The 25,960-nt window shown below is 72.1% G+C and carries 30 protein-coding genes and 1 pseudogene; 22 read left to right on the forward strand and 9 right to left on the reverse strand.

What is annotated here, in order from left to right; translation table 11 throughout:
* Positions 1-6: 6 nt before the first annotated feature.
* From OQ02_RS19640 to OQ02_RS19650, 3 genes are read right to left on the reverse strand one after another with little or no spacing between them, the layout of a single operon-like run.
* Complete coding sequence (locus OQ02_RS19640) at positions 7-699, reverse strand: dienelactone hydrolase family protein (protein ID WP_033439910.1); 693 nt, start codon at positions 697-699, stop codon at positions 7-9.
* A complete protein-coding gene (locus tag OQ02_RS19645; RefSeq protein WP_231500118.1) occupies positions 696-1,679 on the reverse strand; it encodes a S66 peptidase family protein in 984 nt (327 codons plus the stop codon). The genes OQ02_RS19640 and OQ02_RS19645 overlap by 4 nt, the downstream gene beginning before the upstream one ends.
* Entirely contained in the window at positions 1,676-3,604 is a 1,929-nt protein-coding gene (locus OQ02_RS19650; RefSeq protein WP_033439911.1) for a prolyl oligopeptidase family serine peptidase, read from the reverse strand. The genes OQ02_RS19645 and OQ02_RS19650 overlap by 4 nt, the downstream gene beginning before the upstream one ends.
* Before the next feature lie 114 nt (positions 3,605-3,718).
* Here OQ02_RS19650 and OQ02_RS19655 point away from each other — a divergent pair, with 114 nt between their 5' ends.
* The 8 genes from OQ02_RS19655 to OQ02_RS19690 all read left to right on the forward strand — a co-directional run bounded on the left by OQ02_RS19655 (position 3,719) and on the right by OQ02_RS19690 (position 10,049).
* Positions 3,719-4,285, forward strand: a complete 567-nt coding sequence (locus OQ02_RS19655) for a DUF3090 domain-containing protein (protein WP_033439912.1) — start codon at positions 3,719-3,721, stop codon at positions 4,283-4,285.
* A gap of 19 nt (positions 4,286-4,304) precedes the next feature.
* Positions 4,305-5,099 carry an SCO1664 family protein gene (locus tag OQ02_RS19660; protein ID WP_033439913.1) on the forward strand — a complete coding sequence of 265 codons (795 nt, stop codon included), beginning with the start codon at positions 4,305-4,307 and terminating at the stop codon, positions 5,097-5,099.
* 73 nt (positions 5,100-5,172) lie between these two features.
* The gene (locus OQ02_RS19665; RefSeq protein WP_156077149.1) at positions 5,173-5,649 is read left to right on the forward strand and encodes a GNAT family N-acetyltransferase; all 477 of its coding nucleotides are present in this window, start codon (positions 5,173-5,175) and stop codon (positions 5,647-5,649) included.
* Positions 5,646-6,437, forward strand: a complete 792-nt coding sequence (locus tag OQ02_RS19670; protein WP_051772537.1) for an aminoglycoside phosphotransferase family protein — start codon at positions 5,646-5,648, stop codon at positions 6,435-6,437. The genes OQ02_RS19665 and OQ02_RS19670 overlap by 4 nt, the downstream gene beginning before the upstream one ends.
* 38 nt (positions 6,438-6,475) lie before the next feature.
* The gene (locus OQ02_RS19675; RefSeq protein WP_033439915.1) at positions 6,476-7,285 is read left to right on the forward strand and encodes a DUF3097 domain-containing protein; all 810 of its coding nucleotides are present in this window, start codon (positions 6,476-6,478) and stop codon (positions 7,283-7,285) included.
* 40 nt (positions 7,286-7,325) lie between these two features.
* Positions 7,326-7,751: an NfeD family protein gene (locus tag OQ02_RS19680; protein ID WP_033439916.1), complete on the forward strand. Its 426-nt coding sequence runs from the start codon at positions 7,326-7,328 to the stop codon at positions 7,749-7,751.
* 69 nt (positions 7,752-7,820) lie between these two features.
* On the forward strand, positions 7,821-9,011 hold the full coding sequence (locus OQ02_RS19685; protein ID WP_081915777.1) for an SPFH domain-containing protein: 1,191 nt from the start codon (positions 7,821-7,823) through the stop codon (positions 9,009-9,011).
* A 129-nt stretch (positions 9,012-9,140) separates the two neighbouring features.
* The gene (locus OQ02_RS19690) at positions 9,141-10,049 is read left to right on the forward strand and encodes a hypothetical protein (protein WP_156077150.1); all 909 of its coding nucleotides are present in this window, start codon (positions 9,141-9,143) and stop codon (positions 10,047-10,049) included.
* A gap of 129 nt (positions 10,050-10,178) precedes the next feature.
* On the opposite strand, the gene OQ02_RS19695 is transcribed toward OQ02_RS19690, so the two are convergent.
* Both OQ02_RS19695 and OQ02_RS19700 read right to left on the reverse strand, forming a co-directional pair.
* Entirely contained in the window at positions 10,179-11,555 is a 1,377-nt protein-coding gene (locus tag OQ02_RS19695; RefSeq protein ID WP_033439918.1) for an amidase, read from the reverse strand.
* 89 nt (positions 11,556-11,644) lie between these two features.
* On the reverse strand, positions 11,645-12,022 hold the full coding sequence (locus OQ02_RS19700) for a DUF1707 SHOCT-like domain-containing protein (RefSeq protein WP_051772538.1): 378 nt from the start codon (positions 12,020-12,022) through the stop codon (positions 11,645-11,647).
* A gap of 99 nt (positions 12,023-12,121) precedes the next feature.
* Between OQ02_RS19700 and OQ02_RS46725 the strand changes: the two genes are divergently transcribed.
* Together OQ02_RS46725 and OQ02_RS19710 are read left to right on the forward strand one after the other, a co-directional pair.
* Complete coding sequence (locus tag OQ02_RS46725) at positions 12,122-13,003, forward strand: pentapeptide repeat-containing protein (protein WP_033439919.1); 882 nt, start codon at positions 12,122-12,124, stop codon at positions 13,001-13,003.
* Positions 13,004-13,278: 275 nt separating this feature from the next.
* Entirely contained in the window at positions 13,279-13,875 is a 597-nt protein-coding gene (locus tag OQ02_RS19710; protein ID WP_033439920.1) for a TetR/AcrR family transcriptional regulator, read from the forward strand.
* 8 nt (positions 13,876-13,883) lie between these two features.
* Here the strand turns inward: OQ02_RS19710 and OQ02_RS19715 are convergent, their stop codons facing one another.
* A complete protein-coding gene (locus OQ02_RS19715; protein ID WP_033439921.1) occupies positions 13,884-14,816 on the reverse strand; it encodes a sucrase ferredoxin in 933 nt (310 codons plus the stop codon).
* A gap of 161 nt (positions 14,817-14,977) precedes the next feature.
* Between OQ02_RS19715 and OQ02_RS43875 the strand changes: the two genes are divergently transcribed.
* Both OQ02_RS43875 and OQ02_RS19720 read left to right on the forward strand, forming a co-directional pair.
* On the forward strand, positions 14,978-15,118 hold the full coding sequence (locus OQ02_RS43875) for a hypothetical protein (protein WP_156077153.1): 141 nt from the start codon (positions 14,978-14,980) through the stop codon (positions 15,116-15,118).
* Positions 15,106-15,819 (forward strand): SDR family oxidoreductase, encoded by a 714-nt coding sequence (locus OQ02_RS19720; RefSeq protein WP_033439922.1) that lies wholly within the window; start codon positions 15,106-15,108, stop codon positions 15,817-15,819. The genes OQ02_RS43875 and OQ02_RS19720 overlap by 13 nt, the downstream gene beginning before the upstream one ends.
* On the opposite strand, the gene map is transcribed toward OQ02_RS19720, so the two are convergent.
* Positions 15,779-16,573: a type I methionyl aminopeptidase gene (map, locus tag OQ02_RS19725; protein ID WP_033440026.1), complete on the reverse strand. Its 795-nt coding sequence runs from the start codon at positions 16,571-16,573 to the stop codon at positions 15,779-15,781. The two genes, OQ02_RS19720 and map, sit on opposite strands and share 41 nt — an antisense overlap.
* Before the next feature lie 46 nt (positions 16,574-16,619).
* Here map and OQ02_RS19730 point away from each other — a divergent pair, with 46 nt between their 5' ends.
* Positions 16,620-16,877, forward strand: coding sequence for a helix-turn-helix domain-containing protein (locus OQ02_RS19730; RefSeq protein WP_033439923.1), 258 nt, complete (start codon positions 16,620-16,622; stop codon positions 16,875-16,877).
* Between the two features lie 4 nt (positions 16,878-16,881).
* Positions 16,882-17,496 carry a class I SAM-dependent methyltransferase gene (locus tag OQ02_RS19735; RefSeq protein ID WP_033439924.1) on the forward strand — a complete coding sequence of 205 codons (615 nt, stop codon included), beginning with the start codon at positions 16,882-16,884 and terminating at the stop codon, positions 17,494-17,496.
* Between the two features lie 75 nt (positions 17,497-17,571).
* On the opposite strand, the gene pip is transcribed toward OQ02_RS19735, so the two are convergent.
* A complete protein-coding gene (gene pip, locus OQ02_RS19740) occupies positions 17,572-18,519 on the reverse strand; it encodes a prolyl aminopeptidase (RefSeq protein ID WP_033439925.1) in 948 nt (315 codons plus the stop codon).
* 42 nt (positions 18,520-18,561) lie between these two features.
* Between pip and OQ02_RS19745 the strand changes: the two genes are divergently transcribed.
* Positions 18,562-19,059 (forward strand): MarR family winged helix-turn-helix transcriptional regulator, encoded by a 498-nt coding sequence (locus tag OQ02_RS19745; RefSeq protein WP_033439926.1) that lies wholly within the window; start codon positions 18,562-18,564, stop codon positions 19,057-19,059.
* 65 nt (positions 19,060-19,124) lie between these two features.
* On the opposite strand, the gene OQ02_RS19750 is transcribed toward OQ02_RS19745, so the two are convergent.
* A complete protein-coding gene (locus OQ02_RS19750; protein ID WP_033439927.1) occupies positions 19,125-20,069 on the reverse strand; it encodes a helix-turn-helix transcriptional regulator in 945 nt (314 codons plus the stop codon).
* Positions 20,070-20,166: 97 nt separating this feature from the next.
* Between OQ02_RS19750 and OQ02_RS19755 the strand changes: the two genes are divergently transcribed.
* The 7 genes and pseudogenes from OQ02_RS19755 to ligD (OQ02_RS19780) all read left to right on the forward strand — a co-directional run bounded on the left by OQ02_RS19755 (position 20,167) and on the right by ligD (OQ02_RS19780) (position 25,923).
* Positions 20,167-20,565, forward strand: coding sequence for a VOC family protein (locus tag OQ02_RS19755; RefSeq protein WP_033439928.1), 399 nt, complete (start codon positions 20,167-20,169; stop codon positions 20,563-20,565).
* 657 nt (positions 20,566-21,222) lie between these two features.
* A complete protein-coding gene (locus OQ02_RS19760) occupies positions 21,223-21,513 on the forward strand; it encodes a putative quinol monooxygenase (RefSeq protein ID WP_033440027.1) in 291 nt (96 codons plus the stop codon).
* A 45-nt stretch (positions 21,514-21,558) separates the two neighbouring features.
* Entirely contained in the window at positions 21,559-22,530 is a 972-nt protein-coding gene (locus tag OQ02_RS19765) for a tyrosine-type recombinase/integrase (RefSeq protein ID WP_033440028.1), read from the forward strand.
* Between the two features lie 99 nt (positions 22,531-22,629).
* Positions 22,630-23,514, forward strand: coding sequence for a non-homologous end joining protein Ku (gene ku / locus OQ02_RS19770; protein ID WP_033439929.1), 885 nt, complete (start codon positions 22,630-22,632; stop codon positions 23,512-23,514).
* A 17-nt stretch (positions 23,515-23,531) separates the two neighbouring features.
* A pseudogene (locus OQ02_RS47170) lies at positions 23,532-23,954 on the forward strand (DNA polymerase ligase N-terminal domain-containing protein); the annotation flags it as partial.
* Between the two features lie 72 nt (positions 23,955-24,026).
* Positions 24,027-25,028, forward strand: coding sequence for a non-homologous end-joining DNA ligase (gene ligD / locus OQ02_RS19775; protein WP_442973658.1), 1,002 nt, complete (start codon positions 24,027-24,029; stop codon positions 25,026-25,028).
* Positions 25,018-25,923: a non-homologous end-joining DNA ligase gene (ligD, locus tag OQ02_RS19780; RefSeq protein WP_033439931.1), complete on the forward strand. Its 906-nt coding sequence runs from the start codon at positions 25,018-25,020 to the stop codon at positions 25,921-25,923. Before ligD (OQ02_RS19775) ends, ligD (OQ02_RS19780) begins: the two co-directional genes overlap by 11 nt.
* Positions 25,924-25,960 lie beyond the last annotated feature (37 nt).

A 25,960-nucleotide genomic window follows, 5' to 3' on the forward strand; every position in this document is an offset into this window, starting at 1 on the left:
ACGGGATCAGGTGAGGAGGGGGTCGGGTGAGAAGGTCCGGGCGAGGAACTCGGTGGTGAGGGTCCACGCGGTGGTGGCGGCGGCCGGGTGGTGGAACTTCGGCGCCACGCGGCTGTGGAAGGCGTGGCCGGCGGCCTCTTGGACGTGGATCTCCGCGTTGGGCCGGTCGGCGACCGCGTCGACCACGTGCTGCACGGCGGGGCGGGGAATGTAGGGGTCCTGGCCGCCGAAGTGGAACTGGATGGGGCAGGTGACCGCGTCGATGCCGGTGATCCGGTCGGGCACGGTGGAGCCGTAGAAGGACACGGTGACGTCGGGGTCGGCGGTCATCGCCGCCTCGTAGGCCAGCGATCCACCCAGGCAGAAGCCGAGGAGCCCGGCGCGTCCGGTGCGGGCGCGCAGGTGCTCCAGGGTGGCGACCACGTCGGACACGCCGAGGGTCGGGTCGAAGCGGGAAGCGACGTCCATGGAAGCGGCGACTCCCGCGTCGTCGTGGCCCGAGGACCAGCCCGGGGCGACGCGCCAGAACAGTTCGGGGATGGCGACGACGTAGCCGAGTGCGGCGAGGTCGGCGGCGACGGACTTCAGGTACTCGTCCAGGCCGAAGATCTCCTGGATCAGCACCAGTCCGGGGCCGTCCCCGGAAGCCGGTTCCCACACGGGTGCGTCGAACGCGCCGTCGGCGACGTGGATCTTCACCCCAGTACGGTTACCACACCCGAGGCTCCGTCGATCTCCACCGACACGCCGAGCGGCACCGTGAGCTGCGCCTCGCAGTGCCCGAAGTCGACGTCGGCGACGATCGGCACGCCGAGGCCGCCCAACCGGTCGGCCAGGACGGGTGACGCGTCGCCGCATCCGGTCCACGAGCCGAGCACGAGTCCCGCGACCGGGTCGAACCACCCGGATCGCAGCATGCGGGTGAGCCTGTGATCGAGTCGGTAGGGCTCTTCGTTGACGTCCTCCAGCAGGACGATCGCGCCGTCGGGCGGCGGGGCGTCGAGGAGGCTCAGGTTGCCGCCCACGGCGACGCCGCGGACCGTGCCGGGGGCCATGCCGACCCCGGCGTAGGACTGCACGCCGGTGAACAGGGCGCGGTGGAGCAGGTCGCGGGCGGCGACGTCCTCGACGAACGCCCTGGTGCCGATCATCGGCCCGAACCAGGTGGGTGTGCCGTGGTGCCAGAACCGTTCGTGCAGGGCGGTGATGTCGCTGGAGCCGACGAAGACCTTGCGGTGCGCGGCGACGGCGGGCCAGTCGACCAGGTCGACCATGCGCATGCTGCCGTAGCCGCCGCGGGCGCAGAGGACTCCGTCGACGGACGGGTCGAGCCAGGCCTGTTCGAAGGATTTGGCCCGGTCGGCGTCGTGTCCGGCGAGGTAGGGCAGGGACGGGTGGGTGTCGAGGACGTTCGGGGCGAGTCGGACGTCCAGGCCCCAGGTGCGCAGCCAGGCCGTGCCCGCTTCGAGGAGTTCCGCGGAGCACGGTCCGGCGGGGCTGACGATGGTGACGCGGTCGCCCGGTCGGAGCAGTGGCGGTCCAGCGACCGCAGCGGTGGCGGCAGCGTCGGTGGCGGTCTCGGCGGTCGCCCGCTGGTCGGTGGCCGAGGTGATCGGCTGGGTGGCCGGGTTGACCGTCGGCCCTGGTCCGATCGGTCCGGTCGATGCGGCTGGGGTCACGGGCGCAGCTCCAGGACCGGGATCCCCTCCGGGACGAACCCGAAGACCTGCCCGTAGAACGACAGCTCGGCCTCCAGCGCGGCCACGATGGTCTCGGCCTTGCGGAACCCGTGCTGCTCGCCCTCGAACGTCAGGTAGGCGTGCGTGATACCGGTGCCGGCCATGGCCTCCGCGAAGCGGTTGGCCTGCTCGGGCGGGCAGATCTCGTCCTCCAGCCCTTGCAGCAGCAGCACCGGTCCGGCGAGCCGGTCGACCCGGTTGGACGGCGACCGCTCCGCGTACACGGCGGCTGCCTCCGGCCACGGCCCGACCAGGCCTTCCACGTACTGCGACTCGAAGTCGTGGGTCTCGCCGCCCTCGCCGGTCCACCCGGCCAGGTCGAGGATGGGGAACGCCACCATCCCGCACCGGTAGGTCTTCACCGACGTCAACGACGCGGCCGACGTCCAGCCGCCGGCGCTGCCGCCCCGGATGCCGAGCCGGTCACCGTCGGCGGTCCCCTCGTCGGCCAACGCCTGCGCCACGGCGGCGCAGTCGTTGACGTCCACCACGCCCCACTGGCCGCGCAGCCGCTCCCGGAACGCCCGCCCGTAGCCGGTGGACCCGCCGTAGTTGACCGCGACCACGCCGATGCCGCGGCTGGTCAGGTAGGCGAGTTCGGCGTCGAGCACCCGCATCGCCCGCCCGGTCGGCCCGCCGTGGACGTGCACGACGTACGGCGGCTTCTCGCCCTCCGGCCCTTCGAAGTCGGGGTTGCGCGGCGGGTACACGTAGGCCGGCACGTCTCCGTCGGGGCCGCTGAACACGCGCTCCTCCGGCATCGGCAGGTACGCGGCCGGCAGGGTCGACTCACCGGACGTGTGCTCGGTGAGCGTGCCGGTGGACAGGTCCAGCGACACCACGACGGACTCGGCGTCCGGCCCGGCCGCACCGCTGACCACGACACCGTCCTGCACCGCGAGGTGCGACTGCCACACCGGCAGGTCCACGTCGACATCGGTGACGGTGCCGCTGCGCTCGTCCAGCACGGCCAGCGCCCCGGAGCGCAGCACCGCGTAGCGGCCGGCGCCGATCGCGGCGAACCACCGGCTGCCCAGCCGCCACATCGGGCCGCCCAGCTCCTCGGCGCACGGCGCGAGGTTCTTCGACGTGCCGTCCAGGCCGATGCGGAACAGGTTCCACCAGCCGTCGGGGTCGGTGACCGCGAGCAGCGACGGCGCACCGCCGTCCGCGGGCGTCTCCCACTCGACCTGGCACACGGCCTCCGACGGCCCGCCGGCGAGCACGCGGTACTCGGACGACCCGACCTCGGCGACGCACAGCTCGGTGCCGTCCCACGGCATGCGCGGGTGGTCCCAGCCGATCCAGGTGTAGTGGCGGCCGTCGGGCGAGAGCCGCGGCCCGCTCATGAAGTGGTGGCTGGCGCCCAGCACCCGCACCGGGGAGCCGTCCAACGGCAGCGCGACCAGTTCCCGCCGCACGTCGGTGCGCGCGTCACCGGTCACGGTCTCGCGCACGCACCACACCTCGCCGGCGGGTCCGGCGGTGAGGTCGGCGTACCGGTGGCCGTGGTGCCGCGACGGGGCGGGGCTCAGCGGCACGGGCGACGGGTCGTCGGGGTCGAACACGTAGACGCGCTGGTCGTCCCAGTTGGTGAACGCGACGCGCGTCCCCTGCGGGGTGTCCAGCACGACCCACGGCCGTCCGCCGTACTCGTGCACGCGGTTGCGCACGTTCCACGGGGGCGGCAGCAGGTCCTCGCCGTCGCGCACCAGCGCGACCCGGCCGCCCTCGCCCGGTCGTCCCTCGGCCCACCACGGTCGACCCTCGTGCAGGTCGACCCAGTACAGGCCCCCACCGGCCGCGGCGGCGTCGGCCGCGCCGATGGGCGATGTCCACGTTCCGTACGGTGCGATCTTCACCACGCGGCCGACCCTATCCGGGTGTCCGGCGCCCGGCCGGCGTCTTTCGGCGGGGACGCGCGAATCGCGGGGGCAGGGCTGCCGATCTTGCTCGCGTGGCCTAGGGTCTTCGTTGTCATGGCACGCGTCATCCACGTATTCCGCCAGCCCGACCGGTTCGTCGCCGGCACAGTCGGGCAGCCTGGCGAGCGCACGTTCTACCTCCAGGCCTCCGAGGAGGCCCGTCTGGTGAGCGTGGCGCTGGAGAAGCAACAGGTCGCCGTACTCGCCGAGCGCATCGGCTCGCTGCTGGAGGAGGTGCACCGGCGGTTCGGCGCGGAGGTCCCTGAACTGGTCCCCGACGACCTCCGGGACACCGAACCGCTGGCGGTGCCGGTCGAGGAGGAGTTCAAGGTCGGCACGATGGGGCTGGGGTGGGACGCCGAGTCCCGCGCGGTGGTCGTCGAACTGCTCGCGATCACCGAGGAGGAGGTCGACGAGGCCGTGGTCCTCGACGACACCGAGGAGGGCCCGGACGCGGTGCGGGTGTTCCTGAGTCCGGTGGAGGCGCGGGCGTTCGCCGAGCGCGCGGACCGGGTGGTGCGGGCGGGCCGCAAGCCGTGTCCGCTGTGCGCGGAGCCGCTGGACCCGGAAGGGCACGTCTGCCCGCGGCAGAACGGCTACCGGCGTTCGGACGAGGGCTGAGCCGCACGTGGGGTCGGGCGTGGGTCCGCGTGACGACGGTGTCGTCGACCTGCTGGAACGTGGCCGCATCGAGGTCGAGGGCCGGTTGGTGGACGCGTCGAACGCGACGCTGTTCTGCCGGATCGAGCTCGACGGCGTGACCGGGCAGTGCGTGTACAAGCCGGTGCGGGGCGAGCGGCCCCTGTGGGACTTCCCGGACGGCACGCTGGCGGGCCGCGAGGTGGCCGCGTACCTGGTGTCGGAGGCGGCGGGGTGGGGTCTGGTGCCGCCGACGGTGCTGCGTGCGGGTCCGTTCGGGCCGGGCATGGTGCAGCTGTGGGTGGAGACCCGCGAGGACGAGGACCTGGTGGACATCGTGCCCGCGGACGCGGTGCGGGCGGGGTGGCGTTCGGTGCTGCGGGCGCACGACCGGTACGGGGAGCCGGCGGTGCTGGTGCACGCCGACCACCCGCGGGTGCGGGAGATGGCGGCGTTCGACGTGGTGGTGAACAACGCCGACCGCAAGGGCGGTCACGTTCTGCACGCGGTGGACGGCGGTGTGTACGGGGTGGACCACGGGATCTGCCTGCATGCCGATCCGAAGCTGCGCACGGTGCTGTGGGGTTGGTTGGGCGAGGAGCTGCCGGCGGCGGCGGTGGAGGCGTTGCGGCGGTTGCGGTCGGGCCTGGACGGCGACCTCGGCGACCACCTGCACGGGCATGTGACGCGCGCGGAGGTGCGGGCGTTGACGGAGCGGGTGGAGAAGCTGCTGGCGGCCGGTGTGTTCCCGGAGCCGTCGGACGACTGGCCGGCGATCCCCTGGCCGGCGTTCTGACCGGTGTCCCCGCCGGGTGGATCCGGTGTCGGGGATCTTCTGGCGGCGGGGGTGTCCGGTGTCTACTTGCCGGGTGGACGTCGAACTGCGTGAGGTGACCGCGGCCGACGTGCTGGCGTTCTTCGAGCACCAGCGCGACCCGGAGGCCGTGTGGATGGCGGCGTTCACGTCGGCCGATCCGTCGGACCGGGCGGCTTTCCTGGTGCGGTGGGCGCGGATCCTGGCGGACGACGCGGTGGTGGCGCGGACGGTGGTGTTCGACGGCCGGGTGGTGGGGCACGTGTCGCGGTTCGTGCAGTTCGGCGCGCCGGAGGTGACCTACTGGATCGACCGGGAGTTCTGGGGCATGGGGCTGGCCACGGCGGCGTTGCGGCTGTTCGTTGACGACGATCCGGTGCGTCCGCTGTACGCGCGGGCGGCGGTGGACAACCTGGGGTCGCTGCGGGTGTTGGAGAAGTGCGGGTTCGTCGCGGTCGGCGAGGACGTCGGGTTCGCGGAGGGGCGGGGCGAGGACGTGGAGGAGTTCATCCTGAGGTTGGACCGCCGGTGACGTCCCCGGTGACGTCGTTGCAGACGCGCATGGTGCGGCGGTTCGGCCCGGGGGTGCGGTCGTGGCTGGACGGGCTGCCGGCGCTGGTGGCGGGGTTGTGCCGGGACTGGGGCCTGGAGGCGGTGCGCCCGTTGTCCGGTGGCACGTCGCACACGCTGCTGTGCGACCGCGCCGGGGTGCCGGTGGTGCTGAAGGTGACGCCGGAGCCGCTGTTGGCGGTCCGGGAGCACGCGGCGTTGCGGGCGTGGGAGCCGTCGCCGCGGATGGTGCGGGTGCTGCGGGCGGATCCGGCGCGGGGCGCGCTGCTGCTGGAGGGCCTGGTGCCGGGCACCCCCGCGCAGGACCGGCCGGGGCCGGCCGATCCGGGACTGGCCGGGGTGCTGCGGGCGCTGCACATCCCGCCGCCGGAGGGGTTCCCGCCGTTGTCCGAGCGGGTGGACTTCGTCTTCGGCTTGCTGCGCAGGCGGTATCCGGGCGATCACGACGCGGCGCACGCGACGGCGGCGGCGTTGGCGCGCGACCGGGTGACGCCGACGTTGCTGCACGGCGACCTGCACTTCGGGAACGTGCTGGACGCGGGCGAGCGTGGGCTGGTGGCGATCGACCCGCGGCCGTGCGTGGGTGACCCGGCGGTCGACGCGGTGGACTTCGCCTACGCGTCACCGGACCTGCGCGACGGGATCGAGCGCTGGTCGTCGGTGGTGGACGGTGACCGGCTGGCGGCGTGGTGCGGGGTGTTCGCCGGGTTCTTCCCGGACCACCCGTCGGTCGCGGGCCGCACGGCGTAGCGGCGTTCTGTCGGACGGGCCGGGTAACGTCGCCGGCCGTGCGATCACACGACTACGGCCGCGACGTGCTGTCGGGCCGCAAGCGCAAGACGGTGCCCGAGGTGGTGGCCGAGGTCGGGCTGGTGGCGGAGGACCCGGCGTCGGGGTTCTGCGGCGCGGTGGTGCGGTTCGAGCACGGGCAGGTGGTGCTGGAGGACCGGCACGGCCGGTGCCGGCTGTTCCCGCTGCTGCCGGCGGGGTTCCTGGTGGACGGCCGGCCGGTGACGCTGGTGCGACCCGCCCCGGCCGCCGCGAAACCGGCGCGGACGGCGTCCGGCTCGGTGAAGGTCGAGGGGCTGCGGGCCCGCACGGCACGCGACAGCCGCATCTGGGTCGAGGGCCTGCACGACGCGGAGCTGGTGGAACGCGTGTGGGGGCACGACCTGCGGGTGGAGGGCGTGGTGGTCGAGCCGCTGGACGGTGTGGACGTGCTGGCCGACCGGATCGCGGACTTCGGCACCGGCCCGGGGCGGCGGCTGGGCGTGCTGGTGGACCACCTGGTGGCGGGCAGCAAGGAGTCACGGCTGGTGTCCGCGGTCGACGACGACCACGTGCTCGTCACCGGTCACCCGTTCGTGGATGTGTGGCAGGCGGTGAAACCGGCGTCGGTGGGGATCGCGGCGTGGCCGGTGGTGCCGCGCGGCGTGCCGTGGAAGGAAGGGGTGTGCGAGGCGCTGGGCTGGGGCGAGCCGTGGGAGGGGTGGCGTCGGGTGCTGGCCGGCGTGTCGGGGTTCCGGGACCTGGAGACGCCGTTGATCGGCGCGGTGGAGCGGCTGATCGACTTCGTGACCGATCCCGGGCTCGGGTGAATCGCACCGTCCGGGACCGTCGGGGTGGCAGGATGGACGGGTGGCCGCGCTGATCTGGTTGGTCCTCGGTGTCGTCCTGGTGGCGGCCGAGGTCTTGTCGGGCGACTTCGTGCTGGTCATGTTGGGTCTGGCCGCGTTCGGCGCGGCGGGCGCGTCGGCGTTGGGCGCGGACGTGCTGGTCAGCGCGATCGTGTTCGGCGTGGTGTCACTGGGCCTGGTGGCGGGCGCGCGTCCCGCGTTGCGGCGCCGGATGTCACTGGGCGAGGGGCACCGTTCGGGCGTCGACGCCCTGGTGGGCGGCACGGCGATCGTGGTGTCCACTGTGGACGGCCACGGCGGTAGGGTGCGGATCGGTGGCGAGGTGTGGTCGGCGCGGTCGTTGGACCGCGAGGTCATCGAACCCGGCGCCGAAGTCACTGTTGTCGAGATCTCGGGCGCGACCGCAGTGGTGCTGTCCGGGGCCTGAGTGGAGGCTGGAGAGTTGACCACCACGCTGATCGTCATCGCGGTCCTGGTGCTGTTCGTGCTGATAGTCATGGTGAAGTCGGTGCTGGTGATCCCGCAGGCCACGGCCGCGGTGATCGAGCGGCTGGGCCGCTACCGCACCACCGCCGCGCCGGGCCTGAACATCCTGGTGCCGTTCTTCGACCGGGTGCGGGCCAGGATCGACCTGCGCGAGCAGGTGGTGTCGTTCCCGCCGCAGCCGGTGATCACCAAGGACAACCTGACCGTGTCGATCGACACCGTCGTGTACTTCCAGGTGACGGACCCGCGGTCGGCCGTGTACGAGATCTCCAACTACATCGTGGGTGTGGAGCAGTTGGCGACCACGACGCTGCGCAACGTGGTGGGCGGGATGAGCCTGGAGGAGACGCTGACGTCCCGCGACCAGATCAACAACCAGTTGCGCGGAGTGCTGGACGAGGCGACGGGCCGCTGGGGCATCCGGGTGGCGCGGGTGGAGTTGAAGGCGATCGACCCGCCGCCGTCCATCCAGGACTCGATGGAAAAGCAGATGCGCGCGGACCGGGAGAAGCGCGCGATGATCCTGACCGCGGAGGGACAGCGGGAGTCGGCGATCAAGACCGCGGAGGGCCAGAAGCAGGGGCAGATCCTGTCGGCCGAGGGCGCGAAGCAGGCGGCGATCCTGACCGCGGAGGCCGAGCGGCAGTCGGCGATCCTGCGGGCGCAGGGCGAGCGGGCGGCCCGGTACCTCCAGGCGCAAGGTCAGGCGAAGGCGATCGAGAAGGTGTTCGCGGCGATCAAGGCGGGCAAGCCGACGCCGGAGGTGCTGGCCTACCAGTACCTGCAGACGTTGCCGCAGATGGCGCAGGGCGACGCGAACAAGGTGTGGCTGGTGCCGTCGGACTACGGCAAGGCGCTGGAGGGGTTCGCCAAGATGCTGGGCGCGCCGGGCGAGGACGGGGTGTTCCGCTACGAGCCGCCCGCCTACGAGAAGCCGACGACGTCCGCGCCGGAGGAGGACGACCCGGCGGTGGCGGACTGGTTCGACACGGCGCCGGATCCGGCGGTGGCCGAGGCGGTGCGCGCTGCGGAGGCGGTGGCGCGCAAGGAGGTGCCGGGGCCGCTGGAGAGCACGTCGACGCCTTCCGCGGCGTCGCTGCCGGCGGTGCCGCCGGTGCCGGGTTCGCTGGGTCGGGGTGCGACGCCGGCGCGTGAGGTGGGAGCCGGGGAGGCCGAGCCTCCGAGCCCGCCGCACGAGTGATCTTGGACATGCCTCGAAGGGCGTCGGCGTGGTTGCCGGCGCCCTTCGTCGTGGTCGGGGCTCGTCGGCCGGTCGGGGTGTCCGGGTGGGGCGTCGCCGGGGCGGTCCGGGGTGCGGTTGGATGTCGCGGTGGATCACTTACCCGGTCGTGCGGCGGCAGCGTTGTCCCGTGTCGACGTCCCGTGGCCCGTGCGGTGGGACGAGTTGGCGTCGGTGGTGGAGGACCTGTCGGCCCTGGTGCGGCGTGGTCCGGGGGCGCGGGTGGTGGCGCAGGAGCTGGCCGGGGTGTTGGTGGCGGCGGCGCAGGACCGTGAGCACCGGGTGGCGTTGTCGGGGTTGGTGGACCGGGTGTTGGACCTGCACGCGGTGGCGTGCCTGGCGGAGCCGCCGGACGGGCGCGGGTTGGCGTCGTGGCTGCTGTGGTTGCAGACGGGGTTCGCCGAGCCGCCGGAGGTGCGGTTGGCGCCGTACGCGTCGTCGTTGGGCGAGGACGGGTTGGCGTGCTACCGGGCGGAGGCGGTGGTGCGGTTCGAGCGGCTGCCGGTGATCGGGTTCGGTGAGACGGGGCGTTACGACCGGGAGCGGTGGGCGTTGCTGCGGCTGATGGAGGAGTTGGCCGAGCACTCCGGTGACGTGGACCTGGTGGTGTCGGTGCTGTCCAAGGACCTGTCGTCGGGGTGGCACTACTCGCGGGTGGCGACGGTGCTGCGGGACGCGGGCCGGTCGGAGGAGGCGCTGGAGTGGGTGGAGCGCGGCCTGGTGGCGACGGGCGGGCGTGGCGCGGCGGTCCGGCTGGTGGACCTGGGGGTGGACGCGTGCGTGCGTGAGGGGTGGGTGGAGCGGGCGGTGGAGTTGCGTCGGCGTGCGTTCCTGGCGTGTCCGGGGGTGGAGACCTACCGGCGGTTGCGCGGGGCGGCGTCGGCGTGGGGTGACTGGCCCGCGGTGCGGGCGGACGTGCTGGACCGGGTGGGTGACGGCATGGACGAGGCGTTGTTGCAGGTGGTCGAGGTGGAGTCCGACGGCGATTCGCGGGCGTGAGCGTGCGGCTCGGGGTGTCGCCGCGGCGGGCTCGCGTGTTCCGAGCGTTGAATTCGGGGGTCGCGAACGTAGGACTCACCCGTTCCGAACGTAGGACTCACGGGTCGTGAACGTAGGACTCGCGGTGGGTCAGGGGTAGGCGGGTGGGCGGCGGTCGGTCCAGGGGCGGGCGCGTTCGAGTTGCCCGGCGGCGGTGAGGACGGCGGCGTGGTCGTCGGTGGCGGCCACCAGCTGCACCGCGAGGGGCAGGCCGGTGCGGGTGTGGCCGGCGGGGACGGCGGCGGCGGGGTTGCCGGTGATGTTCCACAGGGGCAGGAACGTGGTCATGCGCGCGGCGGCGAGCAGGGCGGCGACGGTGGGGCGGCGGTCGAGTTCACCGACGCGCAGCGGCGGCCGGGTGAGCGCCGGGGTGAGCAGCACGTCGTGCTCGGCGAAGATCCGGTTGGCGTGCCGGGTGAGTTCCGCGGTGCGGGCGAGGGCGGCGCGGACGACCGGCGCGGGCAGGGACCGGCCGAGGGCGGCGACGGTGCGGGTGCGGGCGTCGAGCCGGTCGGGTCGGTCGAGTTGCTGCTCGGTGGTGACGGCGCAGTGCAGGTACCGCACGGCGAACCAGGCGGGTCCGGTGAGGTCGTGCTGGTCGGGGTCGACGCGGGTGACGTCGTGACCGAGGTCGGCGAGCAGGCCGGCGGTGTCGAGGACGGCGGCCCGCGCCTCCGGGTCGAGCGGGATGCCGCGTCCCCAGGTGCGCAGGGACACGGCGACGCGCAGCGTCCGCTGGTCGGTGACGGCGGTGGTGTGGTCGGTGCCCGGTGCGAGGACGTCGAGGAGCAGGGCGGCGTCGGCGACGTGGCGGGTGATGGGCCCGGCGACGACGAGGCCGTGCCAGACGTCGCGGTCGGGGGCGAGCGGGACGTGGTCGCGCTGCGGTTTGAGCCCGAACAGGCCCGTGCACGCGGAGGGGATGCGGACGGAACCGGCGCCGTCGGTGCCGATGGCCGCCCCGACGAACCCCGCGGCGACGGCGGCGGCCGATCCGCCGCTGGACCCGCCCGGCGAGTGCTCGGGTGACCAGGGATTGCGGGTGGCGCCGGCCCAGGTGGACTCGGTGTGGGGCCAGAGGCCGAGTTCGGGCATGCGGGTGCGGCCGACGATGACGGCCCCGGCGTCGCGCAGGCGTCGGACGATCTCGGCGTCGGCGGGCGCGGGGGTGTCGACGGCGGCGGTGCCCTTGGTGGTGGGCAGCCCGGCGATCGCGATGTCCTCCTTCACCGCGACCGGCACGCCGAGCAGCGGCGCGTCCTCTCCGCGGGCGCGGCGGGCGTCGGCGTGCTCGGCGTCGGCGAGGGCCCGCTCGGTGAAGACGACGCGGAACGCGTTGAGGGCGCGGTCGTGCCGGTCGATGCGGCGCAGGCATTCGGCGACGAGGTCGCGGGCGGTGAGCGCGCCGGATCGCAGCAGCTCGGCCTGTCGGGCGGCGCCCGCGAAGCACGCGTCGGTCAGGTCCATGTGCGGACTCTAGGGCAGGAGCGGGGTGTGCGTGATCCGCTGACCCGGCGGGCGGATCGGACTCCCGACGGGATCAAGATCACAGCCGGTCAGGCGCGGTGGAGGCGGCGGCGCTGGACGCCCCGGTGGATCAGGAACCCCAGGAGCAGGACGGGCCAGGGGAACGGGAGGGGCGAGGCGATCCAGGCGACGGTGACCAGCAGGAGGACCACGGGCAGCAGGGGCGGGCGGTGTCGCGCGGGTGGGGCGGGTGCCGCGGGCGGTGCGGGGAGGTCCGCGGTGAGCGCGGCGAGGTCGTGGTGGTGGACGGCGGTGTAGGCGGCGGCGATGCGGTCGTCAGCCTCGGCGAGGGTGAGGCGGCCTTCGCCGACGGCGTCGCGCAGTCGGGTGGCGGTGTCCTCACGGTCGGTGTCGGAGGCGCGCTGCGGTGTGCCGGTCGGCCGGGTGTGGGTGTGCGGGGTGGTCATGTCTCCGATGGTCCGCGCGGTCGGGGGTCTCGGCGTCGGGTGGGAAGCGGTGACGGGGCGTACGTCCGTCGACGTACGGATGGGGGCATGATCGGGGGTATGTCCTCGTGGCTGGTGCCGTTGGCGGTGGCGTTGATCGTGGTCTGGGTGGTCGTGCGTCATGTGCGCGCGTCGCACTCGGACACGTTGCTGGACGAGCACGCGCGCCGCCGGATCGGACCGGACGCGGTGGCGCCGGCGGCGGTGTCGGTGTGGCGGGAGGCCAACCGGATGTTCCGGTCGGGCGAGGCGGAGGGCTTGTTGCTGTTGGCCGAGATCGGCCGGCAGGTGCCGCGCCGGCGGCAGGCGGTGGTCGACACGTGGCTGGCGGCGTTGCGCGGCGGGGTGAGCCTGGGGCTGGACGCGCCGTGGCGCACGGCGGTGCAGCGGGAGTTGGTGGCGCACCTGCGGCCGGGTGACGACTTCTGGCCGGGGATGGACCTGGTGGCGCCGGGCGCGATCCTGGTGGACCTGGACCTGTCGGGGTGCCGGGTGCGTCGGGTGGACCTGGTCGGCGCGGTGTTCCTGGGCGACGCGCGGTTCGAGGCGACGACGGTCACGGGTGACGCGGACTTCACGGGCGCCCGGTTCCTGCGGCACGCGCTGTTCACCGACGTGCTGTTCGCGCGGGCGGCGGCGTTCGGGTCGGTGGTGTTCGCGGGGAACGTGTCGTTGCGGTCGGCGCAGGTGGCGGACCAGTTGGTGTTCGTGCGGGCGAAGGTGTCGGGCCGGGCGGACCTGAGGGGTGCCGAGGTGTCGGGTCTGGCGGACTTCCGGCACGTGCGGTTCGGCGGGCGGGCGCTGTTCGGTGACGTGGTGTTCCACCAGGACGCCTGGTTCCGGCACGCGTGGTTCCGGGGCCGCACGGACGTCGGGTCGGCGTTGATCGGCGAGGCGGCGGAGTTCGGCAACGCCCGCTTCGGCCGCCGCGTCATGCAGTAGGTGTCAGCCAGGCAGCCGTCAGCCAGGCAGCCGTCAGCCAGGCAGCCGTCGGCCAGGTCGGTGGAGGGAACGGGGAACAGGCGATGGTGCGCGGCGGGCCGGTGCGCGCGGAGCGGCGTGCGGTGGGCGGGTGCGCGGCGGGCCGGTGTGTGCGGGGCGGTGCGCGCGGAGCGGTGTGCTGGCGGATGCAGGGGTGGTAGGCGGTGTGTCGGCGAGTGCAGGGGTCGGTGGGTGGCGGCGGTGGGTTGGGCCGGATCGGCTAGGGTCCCGTCCCCGTGACGAGCCGTCGGGACCTGCTGTGCGACTGTGCGATCTCGGTGCTGGCGGCGGAGGGCGGCCGTGGGTTGACGCATCGGGCCGTCGACCGGGCCGCCGGGGTTCCCGAGGGCACCACGAAGAACTACTTCCCGTCCCGGGACGCGTTGCTCGAGGCCGCGGCCGGGCGGATGACGGCGTTGCACGCGGCGGCGGTGCGCCGGTTGCGGGAGACGACACCGGTGGGCATCTCGCCGGCGCAGGTGGCGGAGCTGTACCCGGCGTTGCTGCGGCGCGCGGTGGTCGAGGACCCGACGCAGTTGCTGGCGATGGTGGAGCTGTACCTGGAGGCGGTGCGCCGGCCGGGGGTGCGGGCGGCGTTGGGTCGGATGGCGGTGTCCAACGCGGCGGCCGGTGCGGGGCTGCACGCGGCGGCGGGGCTGTCGAGCACGGCGCGGGACGCTGGGCTGCTGGACGCGTACTTCCTGGGTGTGGCGGTGTCGTTGCTGGCGTTGCCCGCGGAGGCGTTGGGTGCGGTCGGGCTGGACGATCCGCACGCGCTGGGGTTGGGGCTGTTCCACGCCGCGGTGCCGGGGTCGACGTCGCCCGCCGGGTGACGTGCGGGTCAGGCGACGGGGACGAGGTCCTCGACCGCGGTGACGACGAGTTCGGTGTCCCGGGTGGGTACCGCGCCGCAGCTCGCGGGCCGGGCGGCCGGGAGGTCTCGGGTGTCGACGGTGACCCGCCAGGACCGGCCGTCGCTGTGGTGGACGGTCGTGCGGCGGACGGTGTCGTCGCGGTCTGCGTCGTCCCGTTCGGTGTCGTGGTGCACGGTGAGCACGTCGCGGTGTTCGCCGATGTGGTCGCGGACGGCGAGCTCGGCGGCCTGCCCGTGCGGTGCGTGGGTGGACCGGCCGCGGCAGCGTTCGGTGACTACGTGCCCGACGGCGGCCTGGTCGAGCAGCCGCGCGGCGAACGCGGTGTCGAGGCGGCCGTAGAGGTAGCCGGTGGGCAGCAGCACGCCGGTGGGCGCGAACCGGTGGCCGCCGGTGTGCGTGCACTCCCAGACGGCGCCGGGACGCGCAGCCGCGAGGTCCTCGACGAGGGGACGGCCGCGCAGCGCGCAGCACGCGTCGCGACGGCTGTTGGTGCACACCATCAGCAGCGGTCCGCTCACCGGGACGCCGAAGCCGGCGGGGTGACCGGCGCCGAGGGCGGCGAAGTCGAGGTCCAGCAGCGCTTCCGGGCCGGCGATGTCGGCCTGTTCGAGCCACGGGCGGCCGGGTGTGGTGGCGGCGATGTACACGCGGCGCGGGGCGGCCTGGTGGGTGTCGGCGTGCCGGCCGGGGCGACGGATCAGCAGCACCCGCACCCCGGTGGCGGCGGCGCGGCGGGCGAGTTCGGCGCCGAGCACGGGGTCCAGGTGGCTCTGCGTGAGCGCGTCGCGCCCCCATGGTCCGGGCTGCTCCAGGCAGACCCACGCGGCGGCGGTGGTGGCGGTGCCCGCCTCGGGCTCCCCGATGTCGGCGGAGATCGCGGCGCAACGCGGATCGGTCACAGTCCCAGGGTGCCCTGGGGACGCCGTCCGTGTGACACCGGGGTTCGGGTTCACGCATACGGGTGACGTCGCGGTTGCTGTCCGTACACGTTCGACGGGGGCGTGAACGTTCACGGCGGGCGGACACCGCGCAGGCCGGGGCAGGACGTAGGTTCAGGGTCGTGGTGATCACCGGGCCGGCGCGCGAGGCGTGGTCCGCGACGGTGCCGGGCACACGGCGGGTAGCGGCGCGGGTTGTGACGCACGGGCCGGTGACCGGACAGGACAAGGTGGACGCGGAGGTGGCGGCGTGGCCGGCTTGATCGTGGTGACCGGCGGGAGCCGGGGGATCGGCGCGGCGGTCGTGCGGCGGGTCGCGGCCGACGGGCACCGGGTGGTGCTCGGCTACCGCACCGCGACCGCCGAGGCCGAGGCGTTGGCCGCGGAGGTCGGCGGGATCGCGGTGCGGGCCGAGGTGTCCGACGAGAACGACGTGGACGCCCTGTTCGACACCGCCGCCGCGCTCGGCCGCGTCACCGGGGTCGTCATCAACGCCGGCATCACCAGCCCCGTCGGCACGCTCGCGGACCTGCGCACCGAGGACCTGCGCCGGGTGGTCGACGTGAACGTCGTCGGCGCCTTGCTGTGCGCCCGACGGGCCGCCCGCGACCTGGTGACGGGCGGGTCGATCGTGTCGGTGTCCTCCGCGGCGGCCACCCTCGGCTCACCGGGGGAGTACGTGCACTACGCGGCCAGCAAGGCCGCCGTCGACGCGATGACCGTGGGCCTGGCCAAGGAGCTGGGACCGCGCGGCATCCGGGTGAACGCCGTCGCGGCCGGCACCGTCCGCACCTCGATCCACGAACTGTCCGGCGTGCCGGACCGGCCCGACCGGGTCGCGTCGCGCATCCCGCTGGGCCGACCCGGCGAACCGGAAGAAATCGCCGAGGCCGTCGCGTGGCTGCTGGGCGACGGCGCCTCGTTCACGACCGGAGCGGTGCTGCGGGTTGCCGGGGGGCTGTGAGCACCCGCGGCCCGTCCTCCGTGACGGCGACGCTGTGCTCCACGTGCGCGGCACGGCTCCCGTCGACGGTGTGCAACCCCCACCCGTCCTCACCGGCGTAATACCCGTCGCGCCCGCCCGCGTGGAACATCGGCTCGATCGCGATCGCCATACCCGGCCGCAGCGTCAGCCCACGCCCCGGCTTGCCCTCGTTCGGCACACCGGGCGCCTCGTGCATCTCCCGGCCGATGCCGTGACCACCGAAATCGGAGGGCATCCCGTAACCCGCGGCACGGCAGATCACGCCGATCGCGTGCGACACGTCCCCGATCCGCGCGCCCGGCACCGCGGCGGCGATCCCCGCCTCCAACGCGCGCCGGGCCGTGTCGATGAGCAGCACGTCGGCCGGGTCCGCCTCGCCCACGACGAAGCTGATCGCCGAGTCGCCGTGCCAGCCGTCGAGGTGCGCGCCGCAGTCGATGCTGACCAGGTCGCCGTCGCGCAGCCGGTAGCCGTCCGGGATGCCGTGCACGATGAGGTCGTTGACCGAGGCGCAGATGACGCCGGGGAACGGGGTGGGCGCGAACGACGGCCGGTAGTGCAGGAACGACGACCCGGCGCCGGCGTCGCGGATGACCTGGTGCGCCACCTCGTCCAGCTCCAGCAGCGAAACCCCGACCCGGGCGTGGTCACGGACCGCCGCCAGCGCGTCGGCCACCACGACACCGGCGGCACGCATCGCGTCCAGCTCGCCGGGGCTCTTCAACTCGATCACCACATGCTCCCAACCGTGATAGTAATACCGGTATTACTATCACAGCATGGTGCGACAGCCACTCACCCAGTCCGACCGCGACCGCGGCGAACGCCTCGGCGAGATCCTCCGCCTGGCACGAGGGCCGCGCAGCATGGTCGACGTCGCCGCCGCCGCCGGCATCTCCGTCGAAACCCTGCGCAAAATCGAACGCGGACGAGTGCCCACCCCCGCGTTCTTCACCGTCGCCGCCCTCTGCGAAGCGGTCGGACTGTCACTCGACGCACTCAACCGCGCCCTCGAACCCCAACGGCTGTCGGCCTGACCCGATGGAGGAGTTCGTCCGCGCGACGACCACCCCGCGCCCGGTACCGCTCACACCCGACATCGTCCTGCACACCGCCGACGACATGATCGGCCTCTGGGAACGCACCGGCACCCCCGAACCACCGTTCTGGGCATTCCCCTGGGCCGGTGGCCAAGCCCTCGCCCGCCACGTCCTCGACCACCCCGAACTCGTCACCGGACGCCGCGTCCTCGACCTCGCCTCCGGCTCCGGCCTCGTCGCCGTGGCAGCCGCCCGCGCCGGCGGACTCGTCACCGCCAATGACGTCGACCCGCTCGCCTCAGCCGCCATCACCCTCAACGCCCACGCCAACGACGTCACCGTCACCATCGCCACCGGCGACCTCCTCGACACCACCCCCGACACCGACGTCCTGCTCGCCGGCGACGTGTTCTACGACCGCGACATGGCCGCCCGCGTCGAACCGTTCCTCCTCGCCGCCCACCGCAACGGCACCCTCGTCCTCGTCGGCGACCCCCAACGAAGCTTCATGCCACGCGACTGGACCCGTGTCGACGCCTACAAGGTCCCGGTACCCCACGACCTCGAAGGCGTCGACACGAAAACCACCACCGTCTGGCGACCCACCGCTACCTGACCTTGCCCACGAAATTGGCGGAGCGACCGTAAGACGCCACGACCGGCCCGGCCCCGAACTCGCCGAACGCCTGACTCAACGCCGAGACGCGAACTTGTCCGTCGCCGCCACCACCGCCGCACCCATCCCCGGATCCGACGCCGCGTGCGACGCCCCCTGCACCACCACCAACTCCGCACCCGGCCACGCCTGCGCCAACTCCCACGCCGTCCCCAACGGACCCTGCAGATCCAACCGACCGTGCACCAACACCGCCGGAATCCCGTGCAACCGCCCCACGTCCCGCAGCACCTGACCGTCCTCCAACCACACCTTGTGCCGGAAGTAGTGCGCCGTGAGCCGCGCGAACGCCATCCGCCACCGCGGATCGGACATCCTCGGCCCCGGCTTGTGATCCGGGTGCACCGAAACGATCGACGCCTCCCAGTCCGTCCAGTCCGTCGCCGCCTTCACCCGCACCTCCGGATCAGGCGAGTTCAGCAGCGCGTCGTACGCCTCCACCAGATCCGTCGCACCCTCGCCCGCGCCACGCCTGAACCTCGCCCACTGCTCCGGGAACAACATGCCCAGACCGTTGTACAACCAGTGCAACTCCTGGTACCGGCTCGTCGTCACCGCCACCAGCACGACCTCGGTCACCCGGTGCGGGAACAGCTCCGCGTAGCGCAGCCCCAACGTCGACCCCCACGACCCGCCGAACACCATCCACCGCTCGACACCCAGGTGCCCGCGCAACCGCTCGATGTCCGCCACCAGGTGCCCGGTCGTGTTCACCGACAGATCCGTCGAGAACTCACTCGCGTGCGGCAGACTCCGGCCACTCCCGCGCTGGTCGAACACCACGATCCGGTACGCCTCCGGATCGAACTGGCGAGCCATGCCGGGGGAGCAGCCCGTCCCCGGACCACCGTGCAGGCACACCACCGGCTTCCCATCCGGATTCCCGCACACCTCCCAATAGACGAGGTTGCCGTCCCCGACGTCCAACATCCCGTGCTCGTACGGCTCGATCTCCGGGTACATCGACACCCCTCAGATATGCAACAGTGCTGTTACATTAGGGGAGTGGACCACCGACCCGCACCGGAATTCCTCGGCACCCGCCTGCGCCACCTGCTCGACCTCGTCGACAGCGGCGTCGCCCGCGTCTACACCGACCTCGGCCTACCGGGCTTCCGACCCCGCTACACCCCGGTCATCCGACTCGTCCACACCGGGGGACCGCAGTCCATCCGCGACCTCGCCAACACCATCGGCGTCACCCACTCCGCCGTCAGCCAGACCGTCAACCAGATGCGCCGCGACGGCCTCGTCACCCTCGAACCCGGCGACGACGCCCGTCAACGCATCGTCCACCTCACCGACCACGCCCGCGCCATCCTGCCCACCCTCGACGCCGAATGGCAGGCCACCACCGCCGCCGCCCGCGCCCTCGACGCCGAACTGCCCTACCCCCTCGCCGACCTCGTCGCCGCGGCCCTCGACGCACTGGGGGAGCGGCCCATGCACGACCGCATCCACGACCACATCCAAACCGACCCCAGCCGAATCCCACCCAGCTGAATCCCACCCGGCTGAATCCCACCCCAGCCGGGTGGGACCGAACCGAACCCGACGCCGCAGCCAGGTCAGCCGTAGCGCGCCACCAACTCCGCACCCAACCGCGCCAACTCCGCCCGCACCCCCTCGGACTCCACCACCTCCACCAACCCACCCCACCCCGCCAACACCTGGGCGATCATCAGGGGAGTGGTGGCCGACAACCGCAACCCGACCCGACCCCCGACCTCCTCCACCACCTCGCAGTGCCGCCCGAACTGATCCCGCAACACCGACGCGTACCGCGCCTCGACCGACACCACCGCCGACACCGCCGACCGCCGACGCTCCACCTCCGACACCACCCGGTCCCACGCCGACGACAAGTCGAAATCCGCCGGCCGCACGAACACCTCGTCCGTCACCCGCGCCGACACGACCCGATCCACCCGGAACGTCCGCTCACCCGCCTCCGTCCCCGCCACGAGGTACCAGACCTCGTCCTTGTCCACCAACCCCCACGGCTCCACCACCCGCTCCGACCGCGACCGCTCTCGCCCACGCCCCTCGTACACCAACTCCACCCGCAGGCGCCGCACCACCGCCTCCTGCAACACCTCCACCAACCCCGGCCGGTCACGACCCACCGCACCCCACCCGGCCACGTCCACCACCACCGCGTCCGCCGCCGCCCGCGCACCCTCCCGGAACGTCTCCGGCAACGCACGCACCAACTTCCGCAACGCCGCGCGCACCTCCGGCGACCCCGCCGCCGCAGGCCCCACCAACAGGAACAACGCCTGCGCCTCCGACGACGTCAACCCGCTCAGGTCCGTCCGCGCACGCCCCACCAACCGCCAACCACCACCACGCCCCGGCTGCGGGTACACCGGCACACCCGCCGCCGACAACGCCTCCAGGTCCCGACGCGCCGTCGCCAACGACACCTCCAGCTCGCCGGCCACCTCGGCCGCCGTCACCTGCCCCCGCGCCTGCATCAACAGGAGAGTGGCCACCAAACGGTCCGCGCGCATGGCCCCAGTCTCCCCGGAAAAGTGCTCACTCGGTGAGCACTTTGACCGCCAGAGTGGGAACCAACAGCAACGACGAACGACCGGAAGAGGAACCACCATGCTCCGCGGACTCACCACCACCAGCTTCTTCGCCGACGACCTCGACGCCGCAGAAGCCTGGTACACCGAGTTCTTCGGCATCGAGCCGTACTTCAAGGTCCCCGGCGGCTACATCGAGTTCCGGATCGGGGACTACCTGCACGAGTTCGGCATCGTCAAGAGCGACTACGCGCCGCACGAGGTTCACGGCGGACCGGCAGGGGCGATCACGTACTGGGCCGTCGACGACCTCCAGGCCACCCTGGACCGGCTCGCCGAACTCGGTGCCAAGCCGCACGACGAGCCGAAGGTGCGGGGGGAGGGTTACGTCACCGCCAGCGTGGTCGACCCGTTCGGCAACGTCCTGGGCGTCATGACCAACGCGCACTACTTCGACGTGCTGGGGAAGCGGTCCTGAACGCGCTACTTAACATAATGTAGATTATCGGCGTTGCAGACGACCTGGTGGGCAGGGGTCGAAGGACCGGCCCGGCGGCGACCGTCCGCACACGACGGACACGACGCGTTCCACGCAACCGCCGTCCCGCCGCGCCGCGCCGTCCGCACACTGTCACGGCCCGTCGGCAGCAACCAGGCCGCTGGCGCCGAACGGCCCGGTGAAGGCAGTCGAGCCCGAGAGGCCCGACACCGGCCGCAGCCCGGCATCCACTCACACCACCACAGAAACGTCACAGTGACGGATCATCGGTGGTGTGAGCGGATGCGGACCGATGCGCACGCCGGGTTTCGCCGGCGGAGTCGATCATCACGGGCGACGGCTAGGCCCGAGTGCCCGGCAGCCCGACACCGACTCGGCACGCCCTCCGGCCGCGCGACCCGCACCGACGACCCGGTGTGCGCGCGTCTGCGTTCCAGGGCAGGATCGGCCCACCGGCGGAGCCCGAGAGCGGCATCCCCCGGTCGGAGCCCGAACCCCTTCCGGACCTCCATTTGATGGATAATCGCCATTATCCATCAAACGATCTTGAAATGCGGGGGACCGGACCGATGAGTTCGCGGTCGCTGCTCCGTACACACCTCGGAGGCAGTTCCCTCGCACAGGAAGGTGTTCCGCGTGTTGATCATTGCCGGTTACCTGGAGGTCGATCCCGATCGGCGCGACGCGTTCGTCGCCGCGCACCTGGACCTCGTCCGTCGGGCGCGCCGGTCCTCCGGGTGTCTCGACCTGGCCATCACCGCCGATCCGGTCGACCCCGGTCGGGTGAACAACTTCGAGCGCTGGGCGTCGCGCGCGGAGCTGGAGGCGTGGCGTGCGGTGGCTGCGGCGCCGGATACGGGCATCGCGATCGTCGGTGGCGACGTGATGGAGTACGGCGTGGGCGAGGTTCGGCCGGTGTTCGGCTGAGTTCCGCCGCCGGTTTTGTCGGTGGTGTGCGGTAGGAAGATCGACATGCGTGTGCTTGCCGCCCAGGAGTCGTTCTTCCTCGCCCGTCGTCCGCGGAAGGATTCGCCGCACACCACGGCGGCTTACCGGCGTGACCTGGCGGGTGTCACGGCCCTGCTGTCGGAGGTGACGGGTACTCCCCCGGCTCTGCTGGACATCTCGGACCTGACGGGTCGGAACCTGCGTGAGGCGTTCGGGGTGTTCGCGGATTCGCACGCGAAGTCGTCGGTGTTGCGGGCGTGGTCGACGTGGAACCAGTTCCTGACGTTCTGCGTGGCGGAGGACCTGGTGCCGGGGAATCCGATGGGTGCGGTGGCGCGGCCGAAGACGCCACCGTTGGTGCCGAAGCCGTTGCGGGGTGAGGACACTCCGGAGCGGTTGTTGGCGGCGGCCGCGGAGGGTGCGCGGAAGGGGCGTGATCCGTGGCCTGAGCGGGATGTGCTGGTGTTGGCGTTGGGTTTGGTGGCGGGGTTGCGGTCGGCGGAGATGCGGACGTTGACGTTGGCGTCGGTGGTGGGTCGGCCGGGTGAGCGCCGGTTGCACGTGGTGGGCAAGGGGAATCGGGACCGGTCGGTGCCGATCGAGCCGGCGATGGACCGGATCATCGAGCAGTACCTGGCGTCGTGCCGGCGGCGTTTTCCGCAGGCGCGGTTCGACCGGGGGTCGGCGTTGGTGCGTGACCGGCACGGTGAGCCGATCGGGCGGGGCGGGTTGGAGTACCTGGTGCGGTCGTGCTTCCGGTGGGCGGGGTTGCACGATCGGGTGCCCTCGGGGGCGAATCTGCACGCCTTGCGGCACACGTTCGCGACGCGGTTGGCGGAGGACGGCGCGTCGGCGTCGGAGATCATGGCGTTGTTGGGTCATGCGTCGTTGGCGACGTCGCAGAACTACATCGAGGCGACGGCGCGGGAGCGGCGGGCGGCGGTGGCGGGTAGTCGGACGAATCTGTCGTTGGCGCGGTTGCCGGACCGGGAGTGACGGGTCTCCCCTGGTCCGGTGGTGGCGCTCCCCTGGTTTGCTAGCCCGTTCGGGTGACGTGCTGGTGCGGATCGTGCGGTTCGCGGGTAGTCACGTGGCATGAGGTCCGTGTGGCGTGGGGCGATCTCCTTCGGGTTGGTGACGATCGGTGTCCGGTTGTACACGGCCACGGAGGAGCACGACTTCCGGTTCCACCAGGTGCACCGGGAGGATGGTGGGCGCATCCGGTACAAGCGGGTGTGCCAGGTGTGCGGCGAGGAGGTCGCTTACGCCGACATCGCGAAGGGTTACGAGCTGGACGACGGTCGTGTGGTGGTGATGGACAGCGAGGATTTCGACAAGCTGCCGATCAACACGGATCACGCGATCGACGTGTTGGAGTTCGTGCCGGTCGACGAGGTGGATCCGATTTATTTCCAGAAGTCCTATTATCTGGAGCCGGACAAGGCTGCGACGCGTCCTTATGTGTTGTTGCGGACGGCTTTGGAGCGGAGCGGTCAGCTCGCGGTGGTGAAGATCACGATTCGTCAGCGGGAGACGTTGGCGATGTTGCGGGCGCGTGAGGACTTGTTGGTGATGCACACGATGTTGTGGCCGGATGAGGTGCGGAAGCCTGATTTCGAGTTCCTGGGTTCGGATGTGGATGTGCGGCCTCAGGAGTTGAAGATGGCGTCGTCGTTGGTGGAGAGCATGGCCGGTTCGTTCGATCCGGGTGATTTCTCGGATGATTACACGGTGGCGATGCAGAAGTTGATCGAGGCGAAGGCCGAGGGTGCGGAGTTGCCGGAGCAGCCCGAGGCCGAGGAGGCCGGTGAGGTGATCGACTTGATGACGGCGTTGGAGCGGAGTGTGGAGCAGGCGAAGTCGGCGCGTGGCGGGAAGTCGGCTGCGCGGAAGCCTGCGGCGAAGAAGGCTGCTTCGGGGTCTGACGGTTCGTCGTCGTCGCGGAAGGCTCCGCCGAAGAAGAAGGCGAAGCCCGCCTGAGGGCGTGGCGGCGCGGGATGGCGGGTGGGGATCTTTCGGAGTACCGGCGGAAGCGGGTGGCGGGGCGGACGCCGGAGCCGGTGCCCGATGTCGATGATGCGTTGCCGCGGGGCGGTGACGACACTTTTGTGATCCAGGAGCACCACGCGTCGCGGCTGCATTGGGATGTGCGGTTGGAGCGGGGTGGGGTGTTGGTGTCGTGGGCGGTGCCGAAGGGTTTGCCGGCGGAGCCGGGGACGATTCGGTTGGCGGTGCGCACGGAGGATCATCCGTTGGAGTACGCGTCGTTTTCGGGGGTGATTCCGAAGGGTGAGTACGGCGCGGGTGAGATGTTCATCTGGGATCGCGGTCGGTATGAGACGGTGAAGTGGTCGGACCGCGAGGTGGATGTGGTGTTGCACGGTTCGCGGGTGGAGGGCGAGTTCGTTTTCTTCCGCGGTGATTCTTCGGGCGGCAGTTCTTCGGGCGGCGATTCTTCTGGTGGGGGTTCGTCGGGCGGTAAGGATTGGATGGTGCGGCGGCGGCACGAGGCGGTGCGGCCGGGTTGGGCGCCGTTGCCGGAGTTCGTGGCGCCGATGTTGGCGACGGCGGCGGTCGAGTTGCCGGGGCCCGGGTCGCGGTTCGCGTTCGAGTTCAAGTGGGACGGGGTGCGGGCGGTCGCGCGGGTGGAGGGTGGCCGGGTGCAGCTGACGAGTCGTGCGGGCAATGACGTGACGGGGACGTATCCGGAGTTGCAGGGCTTGGGTGCGCAGTTGGGTGTGACGCAGGTGTTGTTGGACGGGGAGATCGTGGCGTTGTCGGGTGGGCGGCCGAGTTTCGCTGCGTTGCAGGAGCGGATGCACGCGTCGGCGGCGCAGGCGCGGCGGTTGGTGGGGCGGGTGCCGGTGACGTTCCTGGTGTTCGACGTGTTGCACCTGGATGGTTCGTCGACGGTGGAGTTGCCGTATTCGCGGCGGCGGGAACTGTTGGAGGGTCTGGGGTTGCGGGGTGCGCACTGGTTGACGCCGAGGGCGTTCCCGGGTCAGGGGGCGGCGGTGTTGGCGGCGAGTCGTGAGCAGGGGTTGGAGGGGGTGGTGGCGAAGCGGCTGGATTCGCGGTACGTGCCGGGTCGGCGGTCCCCGCACTGGGTGAAGGTGACAGGGGTGTTGACGCAGGAGGTGGTGGTCGGGGGGTGGCGGCCTGGTGAGGGGAAGCGGAAGGGGCTGGTGGGGTCGTTGCTGCTGGGGCTTCCGGAGGGTGGGGGGTTGGTGTTCGCGGGGTCGGTGGGGACGGGGTTCGGTCAGGCTGAGTTGGAGCGGTTGACGGCGCGGTTGCGCGAGTTGGAGGTGGAGGGGTCGCCGTTCGTGTCGGAGGTGCCGCGGGATCGGGCTCGGGGTGCGCGGTGGGTGCGTCCGGTGTTGGTGGGTGAGGTGGCGCATCGGCAGTGGACAGCGGACGGGCGGATGAGGTTTCCGACGTGGCGGGGGTTGCGGCCGGACAGGTCGCCCGGGGAGGTGCGTCGGGGTGGCGGGTGACGCGGTGGTGCGGGTGGAGGGGCGTCTGCTGAAGCTGACGAACCTGGACAAGGTGCTGTACCCGGAGGTGGGGTTCACCAAAGCTGAGGTGATCGACTACTACACGCGGATCGCGCCGGTGTTGTTGCCGCATGTGCGGGATCGGCCGGTGACGTTGCGGCGGTATCCGAACGGGGTGGAGGGGAAGTCGTTCTTCGAGAAGAACGTGCCGTCGCACGCGCCGGAGTGGGTGCGGACGGTGCGGGTGGAGACGCCGGGGTCGTCGCGGGGTGCGGAGTTCGCGGATTTCGTGGTGGTGGACGGGTTGGCGACGGTGGTGTGGTTGGCGAACCTGGCGGCGTTGGAGTTGCACGTGCCGCAGTGGACGGTGGGGCCGCGTGGTGGTCGGCACTCCCCTGATCTGGTGGTGTTCGACTTGGATCCGGGTGAGCCGGCGACGGTGGTGGAGTGCTGTCGGGTGGCGTGCCGGGTGCGGGAGGTGTTGGTGGCGGACGGGTTGGTGCCGTTGGTGAAGACGAGTGGGTCGAAGGGGTTGCAGGTGTACGCGTCGGTGTCGGTGTCGTCGGCGGAGCGGACGTCGGAGTACGCGAAGGGGGTGGCGCAGCGGTTGGCGGGTGAGGTGCCGGGTGAGGTGGTGTGGCGGATGGCGAAGGCGGAGCGGACGGGGAAGGTGTTGATCGACTGGTCGCAGAACAACCCGGCGAAGACGACGGTGGCGCCGTATTCGTTGCGGGCTCGGGCGCGGCCTTCGGTGTCGGCTCCGGTGCGGTGGGACGAGGTGGAGGGGTGTCGGGTGGTGGAGGACCTGGTGTTCCTGGCGGATGAGGTGCGGGAGCGGGTGGAGTCGGAGGGTGATCTGTTCGCGGTGGGTGACCCGGTGCCTCTCCCCCGCTGAGGTCGTCGTGTTGGGTCGTCGTGTGGTGTCGGTGTCG

Origin of the sequence: Saccharothrix sp. NRRL B-16314 (genome assembly GCF_000716595.1) — a bacterium.
In the GTDB taxonomy this organism is placed as follows: Bacteria; Actinomycetota; Actinomycetes; order Mycobacteriales; family Pseudonocardiaceae; genus Actinosynnema.

Coding starts and splice junctions, on each gene's coding strand:
- OQ02_RS19655 (WP_033439912.1), top strand. CDS start 3,719: ATGGCACGCGTCATCCACGTATTCCGCCAGCCCGACCGGTTCGTCGCC.
- OQ02_RS19685 (WP_081915777.1), top strand. CDS start 7,821: ATGGTGAAGTCGGTGCTGGTGATCCCGCAGGCCACGGCCGCGGTGATC.
- OQ02_RS19695 (WP_033439918.1), bottom strand. CDS start 11,555: ATGGACCTGACCGACGCGTGCTTCGCGGGCGCCGCCCGACAGGCCGAG.
- OQ02_RS19700 (WP_051772538.1), bottom strand. CDS start 12,022: ATGACCACCCCGCACACCCACACCCGGCCGACCGGCACACCGCAGCGC.
- OQ02_RS46725 (WP_033439919.1), top strand. CDS start 12,122: ATGTCCTCGTGGCTGGTGCCGTTGGCGGTGGCGTTGATCGTGGTCTGG.
- OQ02_RS19730 (WP_033439923.1), top strand. CDS start 16,620: ATGGTGCGACAGCCACTCACCCAGTCCGACCGCGACCGCGGCGAACGC.
- OQ02_RS19735 (WP_033439924.1), top strand. CDS start 16,882: ATGGAGGAGTTCGTCCGCGCGACGACCACCCCGCGCCCGGTACCGCTC.
- pip (WP_033439925.1), bottom strand. CDS start 18,519: ATGTACCCGGAGATCGAGCCGTACGAGCACGGGATGTTGGACGTCGGG.
- OQ02_RS19750 (WP_033439927.1), bottom strand. CDS start 20,069: ATGCGCGCGGACCGTTTGGTGGCCACTCTCCTGTTGATGCAGGCGCGG.
- OQ02_RS19755 (WP_033439928.1), top strand. CDS start 20,167: ATGCTCCGCGGACTCACCACCACCAGCTTCTTCGCCGACGACCTCGAC.
- OQ02_RS19765 (WP_033440028.1), top strand. CDS start 21,559: ATGCGTGTGCTTGCCGCCCAGGAGTCGTTCTTCCTCGCCCGTCGTCCG.
- ku (WP_033439929.1), top strand. CDS start 22,630: ATGAGGTCCGTGTGGCGTGGGGCGATCTCCTTCGGGTTGGTGACGATC.